The following is a 19,275-nucleotide window of genomic DNA, read 5'->3' as shown; positions in this document are numbered from 1 at the left end:
CGTCATATCTTTTTCTATTATTATAGCACGATTTTATAAATATGACTTAAATTAGTGTTCTATTTTGTATTTTTTTTGCCATTGTTCAATTCCCCAACGATGGCTACCTCGCTTTAATTTTAAAATAGCTTCTTTGATGGAAAACCATTTTAGATTGTTAAAATCTTCTAAAGGCTGTGAAACTTTTTCATAATTTATAACATCATATAGATAGGCAGGATTATAATAATGTGTTTGTCTATGGGATGAGTAGAAATATTCATCTGCTTGACCGAAGAAGTTACCAATAGTAGCTTCAAAACCAAGTTCTTCCATTAATTCACGTTTTAAAGCACGGAAGTGGTCTTCACCAGCCTCAATTTCACCACCAGGTAAAAACCATGCGCCATTTGGTGCTTGGACGAGTATTATTTTTTCTTTTTCACTATCCGCAATGACGGCATAAACACCATATCTAGCAACGTAGTCAATATTTTCTTCTTTGGTTCCAAAAACGGGATTTGTCATAATAAACTCCTTTTTAACATTATACTAAAATCTTTTTAGTTTGACTATTGTCTTATGGTTAATAAGACTATTTTTGACCTTTAAAAAATGATTAGACAAAAATTAATGACTAAGAAAAATGTTATGAAATAGTCTGACTTAACTATAGTATTTAGAATAAATAAAAAGGTTAGATACAAATTTGTATCTAGCCTTTTGGTCTTAAGCATTATCACTATCGTTATCATTTTCAGTTTTTTTTGCTGATTTGATAATGATGTTGCCATTACTTGTCATAATAGCTTTAAGATCTTTTTCAGATGGATTATCAAGATAAAAGTCAGTAATCGCATCTTCAATATATTCTTGAATAGTTCGACGAAGTGGACGAGCTCCCATTTTTGGATCATAGCCAAGATCAACTAATTTTTCTTTGACCTTATCAGTAACACTTAGTTTGATCTCATTATTAAGAAGGCGTTCACTAACATCATTTAACATCAAGTCTACAATGTGGAGTAGATTTTCTTTACTTAATGGTTGGAATTCAATAATACCATCAAATCGATTCATAAATTCTGGACTAAAGAAATTAGAAAGTTGTCCGAGAATAGAATTTTTACGTCCTTCTCTCGTTGCACCAAAACCAACACTTGCTTCAGTTTTACCACTACCTGCGTTTGATGTCATAATGATAATGGCATCCTTAAAGCTAACGGTACGTCCTTGACCATCTGTTAAACGACCATCATCTAGTACTTGAAGGAACATATGTAAGACATCAGGATGAGCTTTTTCAATTTCATCTAAGAGAATGACAGAGTATGGATTACGACGCACTTTTTCTGTTAATTGTCCAGCTTCATCATAGCCAACATATCCTGGAGGAGCTCCAACAAGTTTAGAAACAGCGTGTTTTTCCATGTATTCACTCATATCAAAGCGAATCATGCTATCTGCTGAACCAAAAAGTTCAATTGCGAGTTGTTTTGATAACTCTGTTTTACCAACCCCAGTTGGTCCAACAAAGAGAAAGCTTCCGATAGGACGATTTGGTGATCCTAGACCAACACGGTTACGACGAATGGCTTTGGCAATCTTATCAACAGCCTCATCTTGTCCGATAACATGCGCTTTCAAATCTTTAGCTAAGTTTACTAATTGAGTTTGTTCTTTTTCTTTTAAATCCCCCACAGGAATATTGGTTTTTTGCTCAATAATGCTTTCAATATTTTTTTCGGTGATGATAGGGGTGTTTTGTTCATCCACACGATTTTGTTGCATTTCTTTATACTTAGCAATCTGATCTCTGAAATAAGCAGCGCGCTCATAATCTTCATCACGAGTGGCTTGATTTTTAAGATTTTCTGCCTCAGTTAAACGCTTATCGATTTCTTGTGGATTGACAAAATTTAGAGTTAGATTCATTTTTGAACCTGTTTCATCAAGTAAATCAATGGCTTTATCAGGTAAGAAACGATCTTGAATGTAGCGATTTGATAAAACGGCAGCAGCACGAATCGCTTCATCAGTGTATTTGACATGGTGGTAATCTTCATACTTACTTTGAATACCTTTTAAAATGGTGATGGTTTCTTCAACACTTGGTTCATCAACTTTAACAGGTTGCATACGACGCTCAAGAGCAGCATCTTTTTCAATCACACGGTACTCTTTTAGTGTAGTAGCACCAACCAGTTGTAGTTCCCCACGTGCTAGTGCTGGTTTTAAGATGTTACCAGCATCCATATTGCCTTCTCCAGCAGATCCAGCACCAACAATTTCATGGATTTCATCGATAAAGAGAATAATCTCATTACGGTTACGAATTTCTTCCATTAATTTTTGCATACGTTCTTCAAACTGGCCACGAATACCAGTACCTTGAACAAGACTAACAACATCTAAACGAATAACTTGTTTGCCTTGTAATTTTTGTGGCACATCGCCATCAACAATTTTTTGAGCTAAGCCTTCAACGACAGCTGTTTTACCAACACCAGCCTCACCAATAAGAACAGGATTATTTTTTGTTCTTCGGTTAAGAATTTCAATCACTCGTGTGATTTCCTCATCACGACCTATCACAGGATCGATATTACCATTTCTAGCAATTTCTGTTAGGTTAATTCCAAATTCTTCTAAAACGCCTTGTGGTTTAGGTGGTGTTGGTGGAGTATTGCGGTAACGATTGTTACCATTGTTGTTAATCCCATTTCCACCAGCCTGTGTTTTTGGCGTATTAGGAAGATCGTTATTAAAGGCACGAAAATTATTCAAATCGCCAAAGAAATCATCAAAAAGTGGATTGATTGAAGATGTTTGAGATAAATTACGTAACATTTGATTATTTGGATCTGTCTTCATAATTTGGTAACAATTTTGACATAAATCAATTTGTTTTTTCTTTCCGTTAACATTGGTAAAAAGGTGGATAGTGGCTTCATTTAAGTGACAATTTTGACAAAGCATAGTTTTTACCTCTTTCATTTTGACATTTAAAATAGTATAAAAAGTTTTGGTCAGTTTTGGTCAAACTTTTTATAAGTTTATTATATCACCATAAGTAAAGAAATCAAGTAAAAAGATTTGAGACCTCTTTATTGTCTAATAGTTGTTAAGTTGAAAAGAATTAATCTGCAAATTTGTCATTTGAAAATAATTATTATTGTTTACTCAAGACGATTTCAAAGCTAAAATTGCTTACTTAGAAGGATAATCATAGAGAAATTGCCTTTTAAATCACTTTTGTTTGTTAGTTTTCTATCTTTTATGATAAAATAGTAGAGATTAAAAGTGAATAGGAGAGAACTATGGAATCACATTTAGTGAGAATTATTAATCGTCTTGAATTAATGGCAAATGATGGCGGAAATTTTAAACGTAATTTTGAGCGTGATGGTGTTGTTGTTGCTGAAGTAGCTTATAACAATGATCCTGAACAAGGGGTTACTTTTACCCTTCGTGATGTTGCTGCTCGTGAAACATATACGTTTGATAGTATTGATTTAATTGCAATTGAGATTTTTGATTTACTTTATTAATAATGTACAAAAAGGCAAGGGTACAAGTGTGCTTTTGTCTTTTAAAATAGCATAAGAAGATTATAACGAGATAGATAATAGGAGTAGATAATGGCAACAATAATAGATGGTAAGGGTCTTGCACAAAAAATGCAAACGAATCTCGCTCAAAAGGTTGAGGAATTAAAACAAACGCATGGGATTGTACCAGGTCTCGTTGTTATTCTTGTGGGTGAAGATTCAGCCAGTCAAGTTTATGTGAGAAATAAAGAGCGTTCAGCACTTGCTGCTGGCTTTAAGAGTGAGGTTGTTCGTGTCCCTGAAACAATTAGTCAAGAAGAGTTATTGGCCTTAGTGTCAACCTACAATGATGATGAGAGTTTTCATGGGATTTTAGTGCAACTGCCATTGCCAGGTCATATTGATGAAGAAGCTGTTTTAATGGCTATTTCTCCAGAAAAAGATGTTGATGGGTTTCATCCTGTTAATATGGGCTTATTATGGAGTGGTCATGGGGTAATGAAGCCTTGTACGCCAGCAGGTATTATGGAAATGTTTAAGGAATATAATATTTCTTTATCTGGTAAAAACGCTCTGGTTATCGGTCGTAGTAATATTGTTGGTAAACCGATGGCACAACTTTTGATGGATGAAAATGCGACAGTAACTATCGCCCACTCTCGTACACAACAATTAGCGGCATTAGCAAAAACTGCTGATATCTTGGTTGTTGCTATTGGTAGAGGTCATTTGGTGACTAAAGAATTTGTCAAACCAGGTGCTGTTGTTATTGATGTTGGTATGAATCGTGATGAAAATGGTAAATTAATTGGTGACGTCAAATATGATGAGGTGGCTGAAATTGCCAGCTATATCACACCTGTTCCAGGAGGCGTTGGGCCAATGACGATTACTATGCTTCTTGAACAAACCTACGAATCAGCACTTAGAAAAGTCAAATAAATCAAGTGTTTTAATTGACTAGTCATTAATAAGATAAAGAGTGTCTAATAGACACTTTTTTGATATAATGGGAGTAATAAAAACAATTAAGGAGAGAGCATGTCAGAGTATTTATCAGTTTCTCATTTGACAAAATATTTAAAATTAAAATTTGACCGCGATCCTTATTTGGAGAGAGTCTATCTGACAGGTGAAGTTTCAAATTTTAGAAAACGGCCTACGCATCAATATTTTTCTTTGAAAGATGATAAAGCCGTTATTCAAGCAACAATGTGGGCTGGTGTTTTCAAATCTCTTAAGTTTGAGATTGAAGAAGGAATGAAGCTAAATGTTATTGGTCGTATTCAATTGTATGAGCCAAATGGGTCTTATTCTATTTTAATTGAAAAAGCTGAGCCTGACGGTGTTGGTGCACTTGCTGTTCAGTTTGAACAACTCAAGAAAAAACTAACTGCAGCAGGTTATTTTGATCAAAAACACAAGCAACAGCTTCCCCAATTTGTTAAAAAAATTGGCGTGGTGACCAGTCAAAGTGGTGCGGTTATTAGAGATATTATTACGACCGTCCAAAGACGTTTTCCTGGTGTTGAAATCTTGTTATTTCCAACTAAGGTTCAAGGGCCTGGTAGTGCCGAAGAAATTGTTGACAATATTAAAAAAGCTAATTTAAGAAGTGATTTAGACATATTGATTATTGGTCGTGGTGGTGGCTCGATTGAAGATTTGTGGAGTTTCAATGAGGAAATAGTTGTAGAGGCGATTTTTGAATCTAGACTTCCAATTATTTCAAGTGTTGGTCATGAAACGGACACTACCTTGTCTGATTTTGCGGCAGATCAAAGAGTGGCGACACCAACTGCAGCGGCTGAACTTGCAACACCAGTTACAAAGGCAGATGTTTATCAATACTTAAATGAGAGACAGACACGTCTTTATAATATCATGATGCAACAGTTGAAAATAAAAAAAGACCGTCTCAACCAATTGGCAGGATCAGTTATTTTCAGACAGCCTGAAAGACTTTATGATAGTTATCTGCAAAAACTCGATAAATTGACCAATCAAATGGCTAATCTTTTTAAGGAATCTTACCGTCAAAAAGAGCATCAAACGCATTTGTTGGTTAATCGCTTAGTGGCAATTGATTTATTAAAAAGAATTAAAACTTTTCAAGATTATATTGAGCAGACCAATCGTTTGTTGTCACACCAGATAACAACTCATTATCAGCAAAAATTAACAAGATTTGAAAAATCTCAAGAAGCATTGTTGTCTCTTGATACGTCAAGGATTGTTGCAAGAGGATATGCTATTGTTCATAAGGGAAACCAAGTGATAGGTTCTGTTGAAAAAATAGTTAAAGGAGATAGTTTAGACATCAATATGCGTGATGGTCAAATTGAAGTGGAGGTTAAAAATGTCAAAAAATAATAAAACATTTGAAGAAAATTTACAAGATTTAGAGGTTATTGTCTCAAAATTAGAAAATGGTGATGTGCCATTAGAAGAAGCCATTTCAGAATTCCAAAAAGGAATGATTTTATCAAAAGAATTGCAAAAAACACTCAATGAAGCTGAAAAAACATTAGTTAAAGTCATGCAAACTGATGATACTGAAAAAGAAATGGATTAAAGGAGACGTAGAGTGATTGAACATACTAATGAAGCCATTAGAAATTACTATAAAGAACTAATCGTTTCATCTGATTTAACTAAAGCTATTCTTTATTCTGTTGATGCAGGCGGTAAACGCCTTCGTCCACTTTTATTTTTGATGCTTTTAGAAGGTTTTGGCATTGCTCTAAATAATGATCACTATAGTATTGCAGCTAGTTTAGAGATGATTCATACTGGGAGTTTAATCCATGATGATTTACCAGCTATGGATAATGATGATTATCGTCGTGGCCAATTAACCAATCATAAAAAATTTGATGAAGCCACTGCTATTTTAGCAGGGGATGCTTTGTTTTTAGATGCTTTTGGCTTATTAGCTTCTTCCAAATTAGCTCCTGATAAAGTGGTACAACTGATTAGTTTTTTATCAGATGCTTCAGGTAGTAGAGGTATGGTTGGAGGACAAATGCTTGATGTTAAAGGAGAACATCAAGCCTTAAAAGAAGCAGACTTAGTTGCCATTCATACCAATAAAACAGGAAAATTGTTAACTTTTCCATTTATTGCTGCAGGAATTGTTTCTGATTTAGATGAAAAAGGGATGACTTTACTACAAAAAGCAGGTCAATTGGTTGGTTTAGCTTTTCAAGTCAGAGATGATATTTTAGATGTGACTGCTGATTTTTCTGAATTGGGAAAAACACCTAAAAAAGATATTTTTGCTGAGAAAACCACTTATCCTAGTTTATTTGGCTTAGAAAAGTCAACCAGCATTTTAAATCAAGCCTTGGATGATGCCTTAGGTATTTTTGAAAGTTTTGAGAAGGCCTATCAATTTGATCGTCAAGCAATCAAAACCATTATAGAAAGGTTACGACTTCATGCCTAAAGAAAGAGTAGATGTACTAGCTTATCGTCAAGGTCTTTTTGACACAAGAGAACAAGCTAAACGTGGTGTGATGGCTGGTTTAGTGGTTTCCGTTTTAAATGGTGAGCGATTTGATAAACCAGGTGAAAAAATTGATGAGAACACTGAATTAAAATTAAAAGGTGAAAAATTAAAATATGTCAGTCGTGGTGGTTTAAAATTAGAAAAAGCTTTACAGGTTTTTAATCTTTCTGTGGCTGATAAGACAACACTTGATATTGGTGCTTCTACTGGTGGCTTTACAGATGTCATGCTTCAAAATGGGGCTCGTATGGTTTATGCTGTTGATGTTGGTACAAATCAGTTGGTTTGGAAACTAAGACAGGATGCGCGTGTTAAAAGTATGGAACAGTACAATTTTCGCTATGCAGATCCCAAAGATTTTATAGAAAATCAACCAGTATTTGCTTCTATTGATGTCAGTTTTATTTCGCTAGGTTTAATTTTACCTGCCTTGTCTCAAATCCTTCCAGAAAATGCTCAGGTTGTTGCTTTAGTGAAGCCACAATTTGAAGCTGGTCGAGAGCAAATAGGAAAAAATGGTATTGTCAAAGATAAAACGATTCACGAAAAAGTGATTATTTCAGTTTGTCAGTTTGCCTTAGAAAATAGTTTCAGTGTGAAACAATTAGATTTTTCACCTATCCAAGGTGGTCACGGCAATATAGAATTTCTTCTTTTTTTAGAAAAAGCGAATTCACCTCTTAATTTTCTGAAAGATGATATCAAGACAGTTATTGAAAAAGCGCACAAGGTGTTTAACAATAACTAGATAATCTAAAGTGTTCTCTGTAAAAAGTGTTATTAATTTGATTAGTGACAATAGCAAAGTTTGATTTTAGTCTAATGAATTAAGATATGGATGAAAGTATCACAACGACAAGGAGAATAGCATGTTATTAGAAATTTCTATTCGTCATTTTGCCATTATAGAAGATATTTCTCTACATTTTGCCAATGGCATGACTGTTTTAACCGGTGAAACTGGAGCAGGAAAATCAATTATCATTGATGCCATGAATATGATGCTTGGCGCTAGAGCTAACTCTGATGCTGTTCGTCATGGTTCGCCAAAGGCTGAAATAGAAGGCTTATTTGATATTAGTCATAAAACTGGGCTTAAGCAGTTATTGGCTGATAATGGTATTGACAGCAGTGATGAGCTTATTATTCGTAGAGAAATTCATAGTAATGGCAGAAGCATTAGCCGTATCAATGGTCAAATGGTTAATCTAGCTATTTTAAAAACTATTGGACAACAATTGGTAGATATTCATGGTCAACATGATCAAGAAGAATTAATGAAACAATCACAGCACATTATCATGTTAGATCAGTTTGGCTCAAAAGTATTTCAAGATATCAAAGAAAACTACCAAAAACTCTTTGATGATTATAAAGAATTGAGAAAACATGTTCTTCTTCAAAAAAAGAATGAAAGTGATAATAAAGCTAGAATTGAAATGTTAGCTTATCAGATTTCTGAAATAGAAAGTGCTGACTTAAAAAAAGACGAAGATAAGCTCTTACAAGAAGAACGAAATCGCTTAATGAATCATAAAAAGATTGCTGATGCTCTCTCTGAAACCTATCAACAATTGGATAATGACGAATTTTCGAGTTTGGCTAATATTAGATCTGCCATGAATGAAATGGAAAGCATTGAAAATTATGATAGTCGTTATCAAGAAATTTCAAAAGACATTCAGGAATCCTATTATGTTTTAGAGGATGTTTCAAAGCGTTTGTCTGATATTATTGATGATTTGGACTATGACGCCAATCATTTACTAAGGATTGATAGTCGCCTAGATATTATCAATACCATCACACGAAAATATGGTGGTAGTGTTAATGATGTACTGAATTATCTTTCTAATATCATTTTGGAATATCAACTCTTAACAGCTAATGATGAGACAATGGATGATAGTGAAGCAAAATTAAAAGCCTTGGAACAATCACTCGTTTTAACGGCTAAAACGTTGCGTCAAAAACGTCATGAACTTGCGAAAGAATTGGAAAAAAATATCAAACAAGAATTAAAAGATCTCTATATGGAAAAAGCTGATTTTAAGGTTGTTTTTTCTGAAAGTAAATTTAATCGTTTGGGTAATGAAAGTGTTGCATTTTATATTTCAACAAATCCTGGAGAAACTTTTAAACCTCTTATTAAAATTGCATCTGGTGGAGAATTGTCTCGTTTGATGTTAGCCATCAAGGCTGTTTTTTCTAAAACACTTGAAAGAACCAGTATTGTTTTTGATGAAGTAGATACAGGCGTTTCAGGTAGGGTAGCACAAGCTATTGCTGAAAAAATTCATCTCATTTCTCAATACGGTCAAGTACTAGCCATTTCTCACTTGCCACAAGTCATTGCTAGAGCAGATCATCAATTTTTCATTGAAAAAATGAGTGATGCCACCTCAACCGTCTCAACAGTAAGATTATTAAACACTGAAGAACGCATTGAAGAAATTGCCAAAATGTTAGCGGGTAGTGACGTGACCGATACAGCACGAGCTCAGGCAAAAGAATTACTAGAAAAAAACAACCTCTAAGAAAACTTAGAGGTTGTTTTGATGGAAATGTCATTAAACATAGTAATAAATAGAAACCCACATTAAATAAGCAGCAACTAGGATAAAACAATGCCAAACCACATGATTAAAGGGAAATTTTATGGCATAAATGATGGCTCCTACTGTATAAGTGACGCCTCCAAAAAAGAGAAGCAAAACGCCATCAAAAGGCAGGCTATCCCAGAGAGGTTTTGCAGCAAAAACAATCAACCATCCCATAATAATATATAATAAAGTAGATAGTCTGGAAATATTTTTTTGAGGTTTTAAGAAAATAATCTTCATTGTAACGCCACTAATAGCACAGATCCAAACGAGACTAAGTAGTGTCCAGCCAATCCACCCTTTTAGAGTTATTAAACAGTATGGTGTATAAGTGCCAGCAATTAACAAAAAAATAGCAGAGTGGTCAAACACCTTAAAAAGACTTTTGTATTTACTAAAAGATAAGACATGATAAAGTGTTGAAGAAAGAAATAAAACAATGAGGGTAGCACCGTAAATGCTATAAGCAACTAATTCTAATTGAGATTGGTGAGTTGATGCTTTATCTAGTAACAATTTTAAGCCGATAATTGCTAGAATAACACCAAATGAGTGAGTAATGGTATTTAAGACTTCGTTAATGATGTTATAACGTTTAGATGCCATAAAATCCCCCAATTTAATATTTATTTGTTATAATGATAACATAAACAACAAAAAAAGCATAAAGAAGAGGTTAAAATGGCAAATATTAAAATAGTGACAGATTCTTCTATCACAATAGAGTCTGAACTTCTTGAAAAATACAATATTACTGTAGTTCCCTTATCTGTAATGGTTGATGGAACACTTTATTCTGATAATGATCTTAAAGAAGGTCAATTTTTGAACATGATGAAAAACAGTACTCATCTTCCTAAGACTAGTCAACCTCCAGTAGGCTTATTTGCCGAGACTTACGAAAATATTTTTAAAGAAGGCTACGACACTATCATTTCAATTCACATTACACACTCCTTGTCTGGAACGGTTGAAGCAGCTCGTCAAGGTGCAACTCTTGCTGGTGGAGATATTATTGTTTTAGATTCATCTTTTACTGATCAAGCAATGAAATATCAAGTGGTTGAGGCAGCCAAACTCATTCAAGAAGGTAGAAGCCGTGAAGATATTTTGGCTAGAATAGAAGAAGTCAAAAATAAAACAGAATTGTTTATTGGCTTGTCAACACTTGAAAATCTTATCAAAGGTGGTCGTGTGAGCAGAGTTGCAGGCATGATTAGTTCTCTTTTTAATATTAAAATTATTATGGCATTGCAAAACTATGAACTACATCCAGTGATTAAAGGAAGAGGGACTAAAACCTTCTTTAAATGGTTAACAGAGTTAAGCCAGAAATTGGAAAATAAAGCTGTTGCTGAAATTACAATTTCTTATGCTGGTACTGATGAATTTGCTTATCAATTAAAAGAACAATTACAAAAACTAGTTGAAACTGATATTGTTGTTTTAGAAACTGGCTCTATCATCCAAACCCATACAGGAGAAGGTGCATTTGCCATCATGATTCGTTATGAATAAAAAAACAGTAGTCAGAGACATTCTCTTTTTTATCAGTTTTATAGTTGTCTTTTCTAGTTTATTATCCATTTTTATCCCTCAATCAGATGCTCAGCTAACAAAAAATGATTTTTTAGAGAGTGGAACAGTACAGCTTCATTATGTGGCTTTAGGAGACTCTTTAACACAGGGAACGGGTGATACTACCAATCAAGGAGGCTTTGTTTCTTTACTATCTGATCGCTTAGAATCAGATAATAAGTATCAAGTCACTTCTAGTAATTTTGGTGTTGCTGGAAATACTAGTCAACAAATTTTGAAAAGAATGACCAAAGACGAGACTATATTACCAGCTATTAAAGAGGCAGATTTTATGACACTCACAGTTGGTGGAAATGATGTAATGGCTGTGATCAAAAAGAATTTAAGTCATCTTGAGATTTCTTCATTTGATCAACCTCAAGAAGATTATCAAGAACGATTACGTCAAATCATTGACTTAGCAAGAAAAGAAAATGACGATTTGCCCATTTATATTCTTGGTATTTATAATCCTTTTTATCTTAATTTCCCTGAAATTGTTGAGATGCAGGAAATTATTGACAGATGGAATGAAGCAACGGCGACTGTCGTTTCAGAATACGAAAACATTTACTTTGTGCCAATTAATGAGTTGCTTTATAAAGGATATAATGGAAAAGAAGGAATTGTTGAAACAGATGATTCATCAACACCTGTGATTAATAATGCCCTATTTGAGGAGGATCATTTTCATCCCAATAATATAGGCTATCAAATAATAGCCAATGCAATGATGGAGAAAATTAATGAAACAAGAGACAGATGGTAAATTAAGAAATTATTGGAAGTATGGTTTTTTAATCCTACTTGCTTTAAATCTCAGTTTTATTGGTGTCATCGCTTCGAGAGTTTTACAAGATAGGGAGCCAGAAAAAAGAGCAGTCTCTATACAAACAACTGATGATTTTAAAATCGGTCAAATTTCAACCACTAAAGATCAACTAAATAAAACTTTAACTGCTTATCTTAAAGATTATCAAACGTCAGATTTAACCTATAATATTTATATCAGATCTCAATCTATTTTGTTTGAAGGAACCTATAAAATTTTGGGTTATGATGTGCCACTTTATGTCTATTTTGAACCCTATAAATTATCTAGTGGTGCTATTCAACTAAAAATCACATCTATTTCTGCTGGAACGCTACCCCTGCCAGAAAAAGATGTTTTAAAGTATATTAATAATACCTATGATATTCCTGAGTTCGTTGAGATACTACCAGATGAAGCAACTATTAATGTCAATATTCAATCGATGATAATTGATAATAAAATTTATTTAAAAGCGGCAGCCTTGGATTTGATTAATGATACTATTAATTTTGATATTTATAAAAAAATAATAAAATAACATTAAATACTTGACCAAATAGTAATTTTTAGGTATGATAATACTTGTTAGAGCAGTAGGCTCATAAATATATTGGAGGAATTGTTAAATGGCTAACAAGCAAGATTTGATTGCAAAAGTGGCAGAAGCTACTAAATTAACTAAAAAGGACTCTGCAGTAGCAGTAGATGCTGTTTTCGGAGCAGTTTCAGAATACCTTGCAAAAGGTGAAAAAGTTCAATTAATTGGCTTTGGTAACTTTGAGGTTCGTGAACGTGCAGCTCGTAAAGGTCGTAACCCACAAACTGGTAAAGAAATCCAAATCGCAGCTTCAAAAGTACCTGCTTTCAAAGCTGGTAAAGCTCTTAAGGACGCTGTTAAATAATAGAACATTAAAAAGCCTATCATATCAAGCTTTATCGCTTGTGTGATTGGCTTTTTTTATTGGAAAAGGGGCAGATTCTAGTGAATAGTAAAAGAGCTAGAATTATTTTATAAATAGTCTTCTTAATATTAAAATGAAAGAACTGCACTATTGAGGAAAGAATGATTGACTATAAAACATTTAGATCAGAACGTATTGATGAGGTATACCAGATTTATCGTGAAAATCACTAGTCAAATTATTTAAGCAATAAAATAAAACTTTCTCGTGCTTTTGAGCATTCTCTTTGTATTCTAGGCGCTTTAGAAAAGAATCAATTGGTTGGTTTTGCGAGGTGTATTGGTGATGGAGAATTTATCCTTTACGTTCATGATATTATTGTCAAACCCTTAGACCATAGAAAAGAAATTGGTAGAGAATTGATGAGACGCTTATCTTTGCAATACCCTACCATTCGTCAATTGATGTTAATCACCGACAAAAATGATGATGTTTCTAATGCTTTTTACCAATCGTTAGGATTTTCTAAAATTCTTGATGGCTACCCCATTAATCACTATTTTAGAAGTCAACCGATTGATTAAACTAGATTTTAGGAGAGCTTGTCAGTGTTAGTTATAACAAAAAAGCATATCCAGTGGATATGCTTTTTTATCATTATCTTGCTTATTGCGCAGCATTTGCGTCTTTGAGACCATATTTTTTGTTGAAACGGTCCACACGTCCGTCTGCTTGTGTGAATTTTTGACGTCCTGTATAGAATGGGTGTGAGTCTGATGAAATTTCCACACGAATAAGTGGGTAAGTTTCACCTTCAAATTCAACAGTTTCTTTAGTTGGTTTTGTTGAACCACTAAGGAATTGGTAACCAGTTGAAGTATCAAGAAATACTACTGGACGGTAATCTGGATGGATATCTTTTTTCATTATGTCATTTTCCTTTCTGCCATAACCCTTTTTGAGTCATAGTTTAATAACTCTATTAGTTTATCAAAAATTTAATGGTTTGACAACCTTTTTCTCTATTTTTTTACTGCTTATTTAGTGTTTTATCTTGTTTGACTGCATCTCTTAACTCTTGGTAAATAGCGTCATTTTCTTCATCGGAATAAGAATTAGCACCACTAGCAAGAGGATGACCACCACCATCATGATTTTTAGCAATTTCATTAATAACAACGGTTTTGCTTCTTAAACGAACGCGGTAATGACCGTCTGGTTGTTCAACAAAAATTGCCCAAGTCACAATTGAGTCAATTTTACCTGGTGCAGAGACAATGGCTGCTGTTTCTGCATCACTTACTTGGAATTTGTCCATGATGTTTTTGGTGAGAAAAACACGAGCGACACCATTTTTATCAATTTCTAAATGATCGTAAACAAAACCTTGTAGTTTAGCAATTTTATAAGGGAAAGAATCCATTTGTCTCGAAACTTCAGAAAAATCAAAATCAAACTGACGTAGCTGGCTAGCAATTTCCAAAGTTTTACTACTAGTTGCTGGATAAAGAAAACGCCCAGTATCTCCAACAATACCAGCATAAAGAAGACGTGCAACATCAGAGGTTAATTCTAGTTGCATTTGATAAGCAAAATCAGCAACAATTTCACTGGCGCTTGATGCGTTAGTATCAACAAAGTAAAGATCTCCATAAGGATCATCATTAGGATGATGGTCCATTTTAATTAAATAGTTGCCGGTGCTATAACGTTTATCATCAATACGAGGTGTGTTTGCTGTGTCAGTCACAATAACCAAAGCATTTTTGTAATCGTCATCTGAAACAGTATCCATTTTAGCTAACCATTCTAGTGTTGGCTCATTAAAACCAGTAGCCAGAACTTTTTTTTCGGGGAAATTATGTTGAATTAAGAGCTTTAATCCCACCTGACTACCAATAGCATCGGGATCAGGTTTCATATGACGATGAATAATAATCGTCTGGTGTTCTTTAATTTTTTCTAAAATAGTCTGATAGGTTGTCATAAATCATCCTTTGCTGTTTTTTGTTAATATCATATCCATGTGAGGGATGTCATCTTCAAGGTATACATCAGAAATGGTTTCAAAGCCAAATTCTTGATAAAATTCTTTCAAGTAAGCTTGCGCTTGCGCAAAAAGTGGCACTTTGTAGTGTTGTTGCCAAAAATCTATCGCTTTTAGAACTAATTTCTTGCCCAATCCTTTTTGACGATATGAGAGTGGAACCAAGACACGTCCCAGTTTTACCTGATTTTCTTGAGGAATAAGTCGGCAATAAGCCATTAATTCTTTATCTTTAAGAGAAAAGAGGTGAATGGCAGTTAAATCATCCTCATCAATTTCTTGGTAGGCACAATTTTGTTCAACCACAAAGACTCGCACTCGTTCTTTTAAAATGATGAACAATTCTTCGGAGGTTAATTGGTTAAAACGTTTAAAATACCACATAAATGACTCCTCTCAAATAGTATTCAAAATATATCACAGAAAAACTGGAAAATCAAGAGAAATATGTTATGATATAAAGCAACATTACAAGTGAAAGAAGCACAATATGACTGATAATAAATGGCATGATTTAAAGAAAACAGAACTCCATTGTCACTTAGATGGCTCCTTGTCTTTAGAGGTGATAAGACAATTGGCTATGATGGCAAATATTGTTATACCATCTGAAGATGAAACTTTAAAACAATTAGTAACAGTAGCAGAAGACTCTGATAATCTTATGGATTATTTAAAAACGTTTGATTTTATTAGACCCTTATTACAAACAAAAGAGGCACTTTCGCTTGCGGCGTACGATGTCGTTAAACAAGCTGCAAAAGAAAATGTTATCTACATTGAAGTGCGATTTGCACCAGAATTGTCTATGGATGAAAATCTTACTGCTCTTGATACTGTTGAAGCTGTTCTTGATGGTTTAAATAAGGCGATGAAAGAGTTTGATATTATAGCACGTTTATTGGTTTGTGGCTTGAAACAAAGTCAAAAAGAAGTCACACAAGGCATTTTTAAAGAGGTTGCTAGACTCTCTTCAAGAGGCTTGGTCGGTTTTGATTTTGCTGGTAATGAAGCAGACTTTCCAACATCAGAGTTAAAAGATATCATTAAAACTACGCAAGATTTGGGACTTCCTTTAACCTTTCATGCAGGTGAATGTCATTGTCCAAATAATGTTAGTGATGGGTTAAATCTTGGTATCAAACGCTTTGGTCATGTGACGGCTTTGTACAGAAAAAAAGACTTAGTGGCAGATTTTGTAAAATCTGATGCTACTGCAGAAATGTGTCTTACTAGTAATTTACAAACAAAGGCTGCAAGAAATATTGCAGAATTTCCATATCAATTGTTTTATGAAGCAGGCCTTAAACTAACGATAAATACCGATAATCGAACGGTCTCTAATACCAATTTAACAAAAGAGTATGCCTTGTACCATCAGTATTTTAATACAAGTATTTCTGACTTTTATCACTTCAATCAAAATGCGATTTTAGCTAGTTTTACAACTACTGAAGAAAAAGATGCTCTCTTAAAACGTTTAGAAGAGAGCTATCATCCCTATCTCTCATAATCTAATTGTTTTCAATTGATTATTTATGATATAATAAGACCATTATAATGAGGAGGAAACTATGGCTTTTGCACAAATTGTTTATGCTAGTATGACAGGTAACACAGAAGAGATTGCCGATATCGTTGCTAAAAAACTAGAAGAGCTAGGACATACCGTTGATGTTAATGAGTGTACAACTGTTGATGCTAGTGATTTTGAAGATGGCGATATTGTCATTGTTGCAACCTACACTTACGGTGAAGGTGAGTTACCAGATGAAATCATGGATTTCTATGATGATTTAAAAGAGTTAGATCTTTCTGGAAAAATCTATGGTGTTGTAGGTTCAGGCGATACTTTTTATGATAATTTTTGCCAATCAGTTGATGACTTTGAGGATGCTTTTGCTATGACAGGAGCAACCAAAGGTGCTGATAGTGTCAAAGTTGACTTGGCTGCTGAAGAAGAGGACATTGAACATCTAGAAGCTTTTGCTGAAAAACTATCTAATATGCTTAATATTTAAGACAAAGACTTACTTTGTGTAGGTCTTTTACTTTGTCTAATAACTAATATAAAAGAAGCGTTTGGCTAGCTTGTCAAGTGGCTTATAATCCTTTATAATGAAATAAACTTTCAGAACAGGAGTTGTTATGACATTAGATAAAAGTCGTCAAGAAATTGATCTTATTGATGAAACCCTTATTAGTCTTTTGGAAAAGAGAATGGCACTGGTTAGTCAAGTTGTTGCTTATAAAAAAGCTCATAAAATGCCTATATTAGATCAAAATAGAGAAGAGACTATTTTAAAAAAAGTTGCTCAAGAAGTTAAGAACCCTATGTATCAAGAATCAATTGTAGCTACTTTTAAAGACATCATGATACATTCAAAAACTTTTCAAGAAAAGAGATTAAGAGATGATAATTAATCAAAAAACAGTCCTAACGTTTGTCAAGAAAAATTTACTATTTATTGTGCTGGGTCTAGTGATAGGTTTAATAACTGGTGCCTTTGATATGGTCTTTGGACGCGTTCTACTTTTGATAGGAGATGTTAGAACAGAGCATCCTTTATTTTTTATTCCATTTTTAGGACTTGCTGGTTTAGTTATTTTATATTTGTACCAACACTATGGTGGAAGAGCTAATGGCGGCATGGGTTTAGTCTTTCGAGTTGGACATGGAAAAGAACAAAGCATCCCCAAGCGTTTAATTCCCTTGATTATCCTTACAACCTGGTTAACTCATCTCTTTGGTGGGAGTGCTGGTCGTGAAGGAGTGGCTGTTCAAATTGGTGCTACCATCTCAAATTTTTTTACCAATTCTTTTGACGATGCTAATCGTCGTTTATTTTTGATTACTGGTATGGCAGCTGGTTTCGCTGGGCTTTTTCAAACGCCTCTTGCTGCCACTTTATTTGCTATTGAGGTATTATTTATTGGTCGAATGAGATTGTCTGCTTTAGTTCCAGTCTTAGTGGCTTCTTATACGGCTAGTGCCACCTCTCAGTTTCTAGGACTAGAACATTTTGCTATACCAATTAAGGTCTCTTTAGCGATAACTCCAATTCTATTTATGAAATTAGCTGTATTAGGGCTATTATTTGGATTAACGGGTAATGCTTTTGCCTTAGGATTAAAGCAGTCGAAAAAATGGTTGGCTGATAAACTTCCAAATGCCTATCTTCGTATAGTTCTTATAGGATCTATCTTGGCGCTTACTTTTCTTTTGTTAGATATGGGACGTTATTCAGGACTTGGAACAAATCTGATTTCAGCGAGTTTTTCTGACGGTAGTATTTTAAGCTATGATTGGCTATTAAAATTAGTGCTTACTTTACTAACATTAGCCATTGGTTTTCAAGGTGGTGAGGTAACGCCACTATTTGCTATTGGTTCAAGTTTGGGTGTCGTTTTGGCTCCAATTTTTGGACTTCCAATTTCTTTGGTTGCAGCTCTTGGCTATGCTAGTGTGTTTGGTAGTGCTACAAGTACCTTCTTAGCACCCATTTTAATTGGAGCAGAAGTTTTTGGTATGGAAAACTTCCCTTATTTCTTTATTGTTATGGTCTTTACCATGAGTTTTGGTAAAAGAAATAGTATCTATGGGGAACAGAAATATTAAGTTCTAAACTAAAATTTATCTTTACATTATTAAGATAATTTGATAGAATAGACTACGTGTGTAATGGACACACAATAAACGGCTAATCCGCTAAGACAATGCTCTTAAGATTAGTAAGATAAGGAGAAAATAAAATGAATCCATTAATTCAAAGTTTGACTGAAGGTCAACTTCGTACTGATATCCCTGCGTTTCGTCCTGGTGACACTGTTCGTGTTCATGCGAAAGTTGTTGAAGGAACTCGTGAACGTATCCAGATCTTTGAGGGTGTTGTTATCTCTCGTAAAGGTCAAGGTATCTCAGAAATGTATACTGTTCGTAAATTATCAAGCGGTATCGGTGTAGAACGTACTTTCCCACTTCACACACCTCGTGTTGATAAAATTGAAGTTGTTCGTTACGGTAAAGTTCGTCGTGCGAAACTTTACTACTTACGTGCTTTACAAGGTAAAGCTGCACGTATCAAAGAAATTCGTCGCTAAGACAATTTCAAAAATCTGCTCGCATGGGCAGATTTTTTTATCAGTTCCCTTAGTTAAATGGATATAACAACTTCCTCCTAAGAAGTCGTTGTAGGTTCGATTCCTACAGGGGACATCAAAAAAATGCAACCCGAAAAAATTTTTTGAAGGTTGTTTTTTTATTTTTTTCTAATAAATAGAAGTCTATTA

General features: G+C 34.1%; 23 protein-coding genes and 1 tRNA gene. 18 read left to right on the top strand and 6 right to left on the bottom strand.

Features of this window, described 5'->3' with window-relative positions:
- Positions 1 to 51: 51 nt before the first annotated feature.
- Both JHK64_RS03375 and JHK64_RS03370 read right to left on the bottom strand, forming a co-directional pair.
- The gene (locus JHK64_RS03375) at positions 52 to 507 is read right to left on the bottom strand and encodes an NUDIX hydrolase (protein ID WP_199567597.1); all 456 of its coding nucleotides are present in this window, start codon (positions 505 to 507) and stop codon (positions 52 to 54) included.
- 201 nt (positions 508 to 708) lie between these two features.
- Positions 709 to 2,958: an ATP-dependent Clp protease ATP-binding subunit gene (locus JHK64_RS03370; protein ID WP_199567596.1), complete on the bottom strand. Its 2,250-nt coding sequence runs from the start codon at positions 2,956 to 2,958 to the stop codon at positions 709 to 711.
- A gap of 341 nt (positions 2,959 to 3,299) precedes the next feature.
- Between JHK64_RS03370 and JHK64_RS03365 the strand changes: the two genes are divergently transcribed.
- The 7 genes from JHK64_RS03365 to recN all read left to right on the top strand — a co-directional run bounded on the left by JHK64_RS03365 (position 3,300) and on the right by recN (position 9,578).
- Positions 3,300 to 3,530, top strand: coding sequence for a DUF1797 family protein (locus JHK64_RS03365; protein WP_199567595.1), 231 nt, complete (start codon positions 3,300 to 3,302; stop codon positions 3,528 to 3,530).
- 90 nt (positions 3,531 to 3,620) lie between these two features.
- Positions 3,621 to 4,472 (top strand): bifunctional methylenetetrahydrofolate dehydrogenase/methenyltetrahydrofolate cyclohydrolase, encoded by an 852-nt coding sequence (locus JHK64_RS03360; RefSeq protein ID WP_199567594.1) that lies wholly within the window; start codon positions 3,621 to 3,623, stop codon positions 4,470 to 4,472.
- 99 nt (positions 4,473 to 4,571) lie between these two features.
- On the top strand, positions 4,572 to 5,903 hold the full coding sequence (xseA, locus tag JHK64_RS03355) for an exodeoxyribonuclease VII large subunit (protein ID WP_199567593.1): 1,332 nt from the start codon (positions 4,572 to 4,574) through the stop codon (positions 5,901 to 5,903).
- On the top strand, positions 5,890 to 6,105 hold the full coding sequence (locus JHK64_RS03350; RefSeq protein ID WP_199567592.1) for an exodeoxyribonuclease VII small subunit: 216 nt from the start codon (positions 5,890 to 5,892) through the stop codon (positions 6,103 to 6,105). Before xseA ends, JHK64_RS03350 begins: the two co-directional genes overlap by 14 nt.
- Before the next feature lie 12 nt (positions 6,106 to 6,117).
- Positions 6,118 to 6,978 (top strand): polyprenyl synthetase family protein, encoded by an 861-nt coding sequence (locus JHK64_RS03345; protein WP_199567591.1) that lies wholly within the window; start codon positions 6,118 to 6,120, stop codon positions 6,976 to 6,978.
- Complete coding sequence (locus tag JHK64_RS03340; protein ID WP_199567590.1) at positions 6,971 to 7,789, top strand: TlyA family RNA methyltransferase; 819 nt, start codon at positions 6,971 to 6,973, stop codon at positions 7,787 to 7,789. Before JHK64_RS03345 ends, JHK64_RS03340 begins: the two co-directional genes overlap by 8 nt.
- Before the next feature lie 121 nt (positions 7,790 to 7,910).
- Complete coding sequence (gene recN / locus JHK64_RS03335; RefSeq protein WP_199567589.1) at positions 7,911 to 9,578, top strand: DNA repair protein RecN; 1,668 nt, start codon at positions 7,911 to 7,913, stop codon at positions 9,576 to 9,578.
- 33 nt (positions 9,579 to 9,611) lie between these two features.
- Here the strand turns inward: recN and trhA are convergent, their stop codons facing one another.
- Positions 9,612 to 10,250, bottom strand: a complete 639-nt coding sequence (gene trhA, locus JHK64_RS03330; RefSeq protein ID WP_199567588.1) for a PAQR family membrane homeostasis protein TrhA — start codon at positions 10,248 to 10,250, stop codon at positions 9,612 to 9,614.
- Positions 10,251 to 10,325: 75 nt separating this feature from the next.
- Between trhA and JHK64_RS03325 the strand changes: the two genes are divergently transcribed.
- From JHK64_RS03325 to JHK64_RS03305, 5 genes are all read left to right on the top strand, one after another.
- Positions 10,326 to 11,162, top strand: a complete 837-nt coding sequence (locus JHK64_RS03325) for a DegV family protein (RefSeq protein WP_199567587.1) — start codon at positions 10,326 to 10,328, stop codon at positions 11,160 to 11,162.
- Positions 11,155 to 11,991 (top strand): SGNH/GDSL hydrolase family protein, encoded by an 837-nt coding sequence (locus JHK64_RS03320; protein WP_199567586.1) that lies wholly within the window; start codon positions 11,155 to 11,157, stop codon positions 11,989 to 11,991. Before JHK64_RS03325 ends, JHK64_RS03320 begins: the two co-directional genes overlap by 8 nt.
- Positions 11,969 to 12,574 carry a YpmS family protein gene (locus tag JHK64_RS03315; RefSeq protein WP_199567585.1) on the top strand — a complete coding sequence of 202 codons (606 nt, stop codon included), beginning with the start codon at positions 11,969 to 11,971 and terminating at the stop codon, positions 12,572 to 12,574. The genes JHK64_RS03320 and JHK64_RS03315 overlap by 23 nt, the downstream gene beginning before the upstream one ends.
- 88 nt (positions 12,575 to 12,662) lie before the next feature.
- Positions 12,663 to 12,938 carry an HU family DNA-binding protein gene (locus tag JHK64_RS03310; RefSeq protein WP_199567584.1) on the top strand — a complete coding sequence of 92 codons (276 nt, stop codon included), beginning with the start codon at positions 12,663 to 12,665 and terminating at the stop codon, positions 12,936 to 12,938.
- 254 nt (positions 12,939 to 13,192) lie between these two features.
- Entirely contained in the window at positions 13,193 to 13,522 is a 330-nt protein-coding gene (locus JHK64_RS03305) for a GNAT family N-acetyltransferase (RefSeq protein ID WP_199567699.1), read from the top strand.
- A gap of 82 nt (positions 13,523 to 13,604) precedes the next feature.
- Here the strand turns inward: JHK64_RS03305 and JHK64_RS03300 are convergent, their stop codons facing one another.
- The 3 genes from JHK64_RS03300 to JHK64_RS03290 all read right to left on the bottom strand — a co-directional run bounded on the left by JHK64_RS03300 (position 13,605) and on the right by JHK64_RS03290 (position 15,369).
- Positions 13,605 to 13,865, bottom strand: coding sequence for a type B 50S ribosomal protein L31 (locus JHK64_RS03300; protein ID WP_018370011.1), 261 nt, complete (start codon positions 13,863 to 13,865; stop codon positions 13,605 to 13,607).
- A gap of 103 nt (positions 13,866 to 13,968) precedes the next feature.
- On the bottom strand, positions 13,969 to 14,925 hold the full coding sequence (locus JHK64_RS03295) for a DHH family phosphoesterase (RefSeq protein ID WP_199567583.1): 957 nt from the start codon (positions 14,923 to 14,925) through the stop codon (positions 13,969 to 13,971).
- Positions 14,926 to 14,928: 3 nt separating this feature from the next.
- Positions 14,929 to 15,369, bottom strand: a complete 441-nt coding sequence (locus JHK64_RS03290) for a GNAT family N-acetyltransferase (RefSeq protein WP_199567582.1) — start codon at positions 15,367 to 15,369, stop codon at positions 14,929 to 14,931.
- Between the two features lie 106 nt (positions 15,370 to 15,475).
- Here JHK64_RS03290 and add point away from each other — a divergent pair, with 106 nt between their 5' ends.
- From add to JHK64_RS03260, 6 genes are all read left to right on the top strand, one after another.
- Complete coding sequence (gene add, locus JHK64_RS03285) at positions 15,476 to 16,498, top strand: adenosine deaminase (RefSeq protein WP_199567581.1); 1,023 nt, start codon at positions 15,476 to 15,478, stop codon at positions 16,496 to 16,498.
- A 61-nt stretch (positions 16,499 to 16,559) separates the two neighbouring features.
- Positions 16,560 to 17,006, top strand: coding sequence for a flavodoxin (locus JHK64_RS03280; RefSeq protein WP_199567580.1), 447 nt, complete (start codon positions 16,560 to 16,562; stop codon positions 17,004 to 17,006).
- Positions 17,007 to 17,133: 127 nt separating this feature from the next.
- Positions 17,134 to 17,409 carry a chorismate mutase gene (locus JHK64_RS03275; RefSeq protein ID WP_199567579.1) on the top strand — a complete coding sequence of 92 codons (276 nt, stop codon included), beginning with the start codon at positions 17,134 to 17,136 and terminating at the stop codon, positions 17,407 to 17,409.
- Entirely contained in the window at positions 17,399 to 18,604 is a 1,206-nt protein-coding gene (locus JHK64_RS03270; RefSeq protein WP_199567578.1) for a chloride channel protein, read from the top strand. Before JHK64_RS03275 ends, JHK64_RS03270 begins: the two co-directional genes overlap by 11 nt.
- Before the next feature lie 134 nt (positions 18,605 to 18,738).
- Positions 18,739 to 19,086 (top strand): 50S ribosomal protein L19, encoded by a 348-nt coding sequence (rplS, locus tag JHK64_RS03265; RefSeq protein ID WP_199567577.1) that lies wholly within the window; start codon positions 18,739 to 18,741, stop codon positions 19,084 to 19,086.
- Between the two features lie 43 nt (positions 19,087 to 19,129).
- A tRNA-Arg gene (locus tag JHK64_RS03260) sits at positions 19,130 to 19,201 on the top strand.
- The last annotated feature ends 74 nt before the right edge of the window (positions 19,202 to 19,275 follow it).

The sequence above is a fragment of the Streptococcus zalophi genome (assembly GCF_016481285.1).
Classification (GTDB): Bacteria; Bacillota; Bacilli; order Lactobacillales; family Streptococcaceae; genus Streptococcus; species Streptococcus zalophi.
The sequence above is the reverse complement of the archived record's forward strand: the minus strand, read 5'-3'. Positions and strand labels throughout refer to the sequence as shown.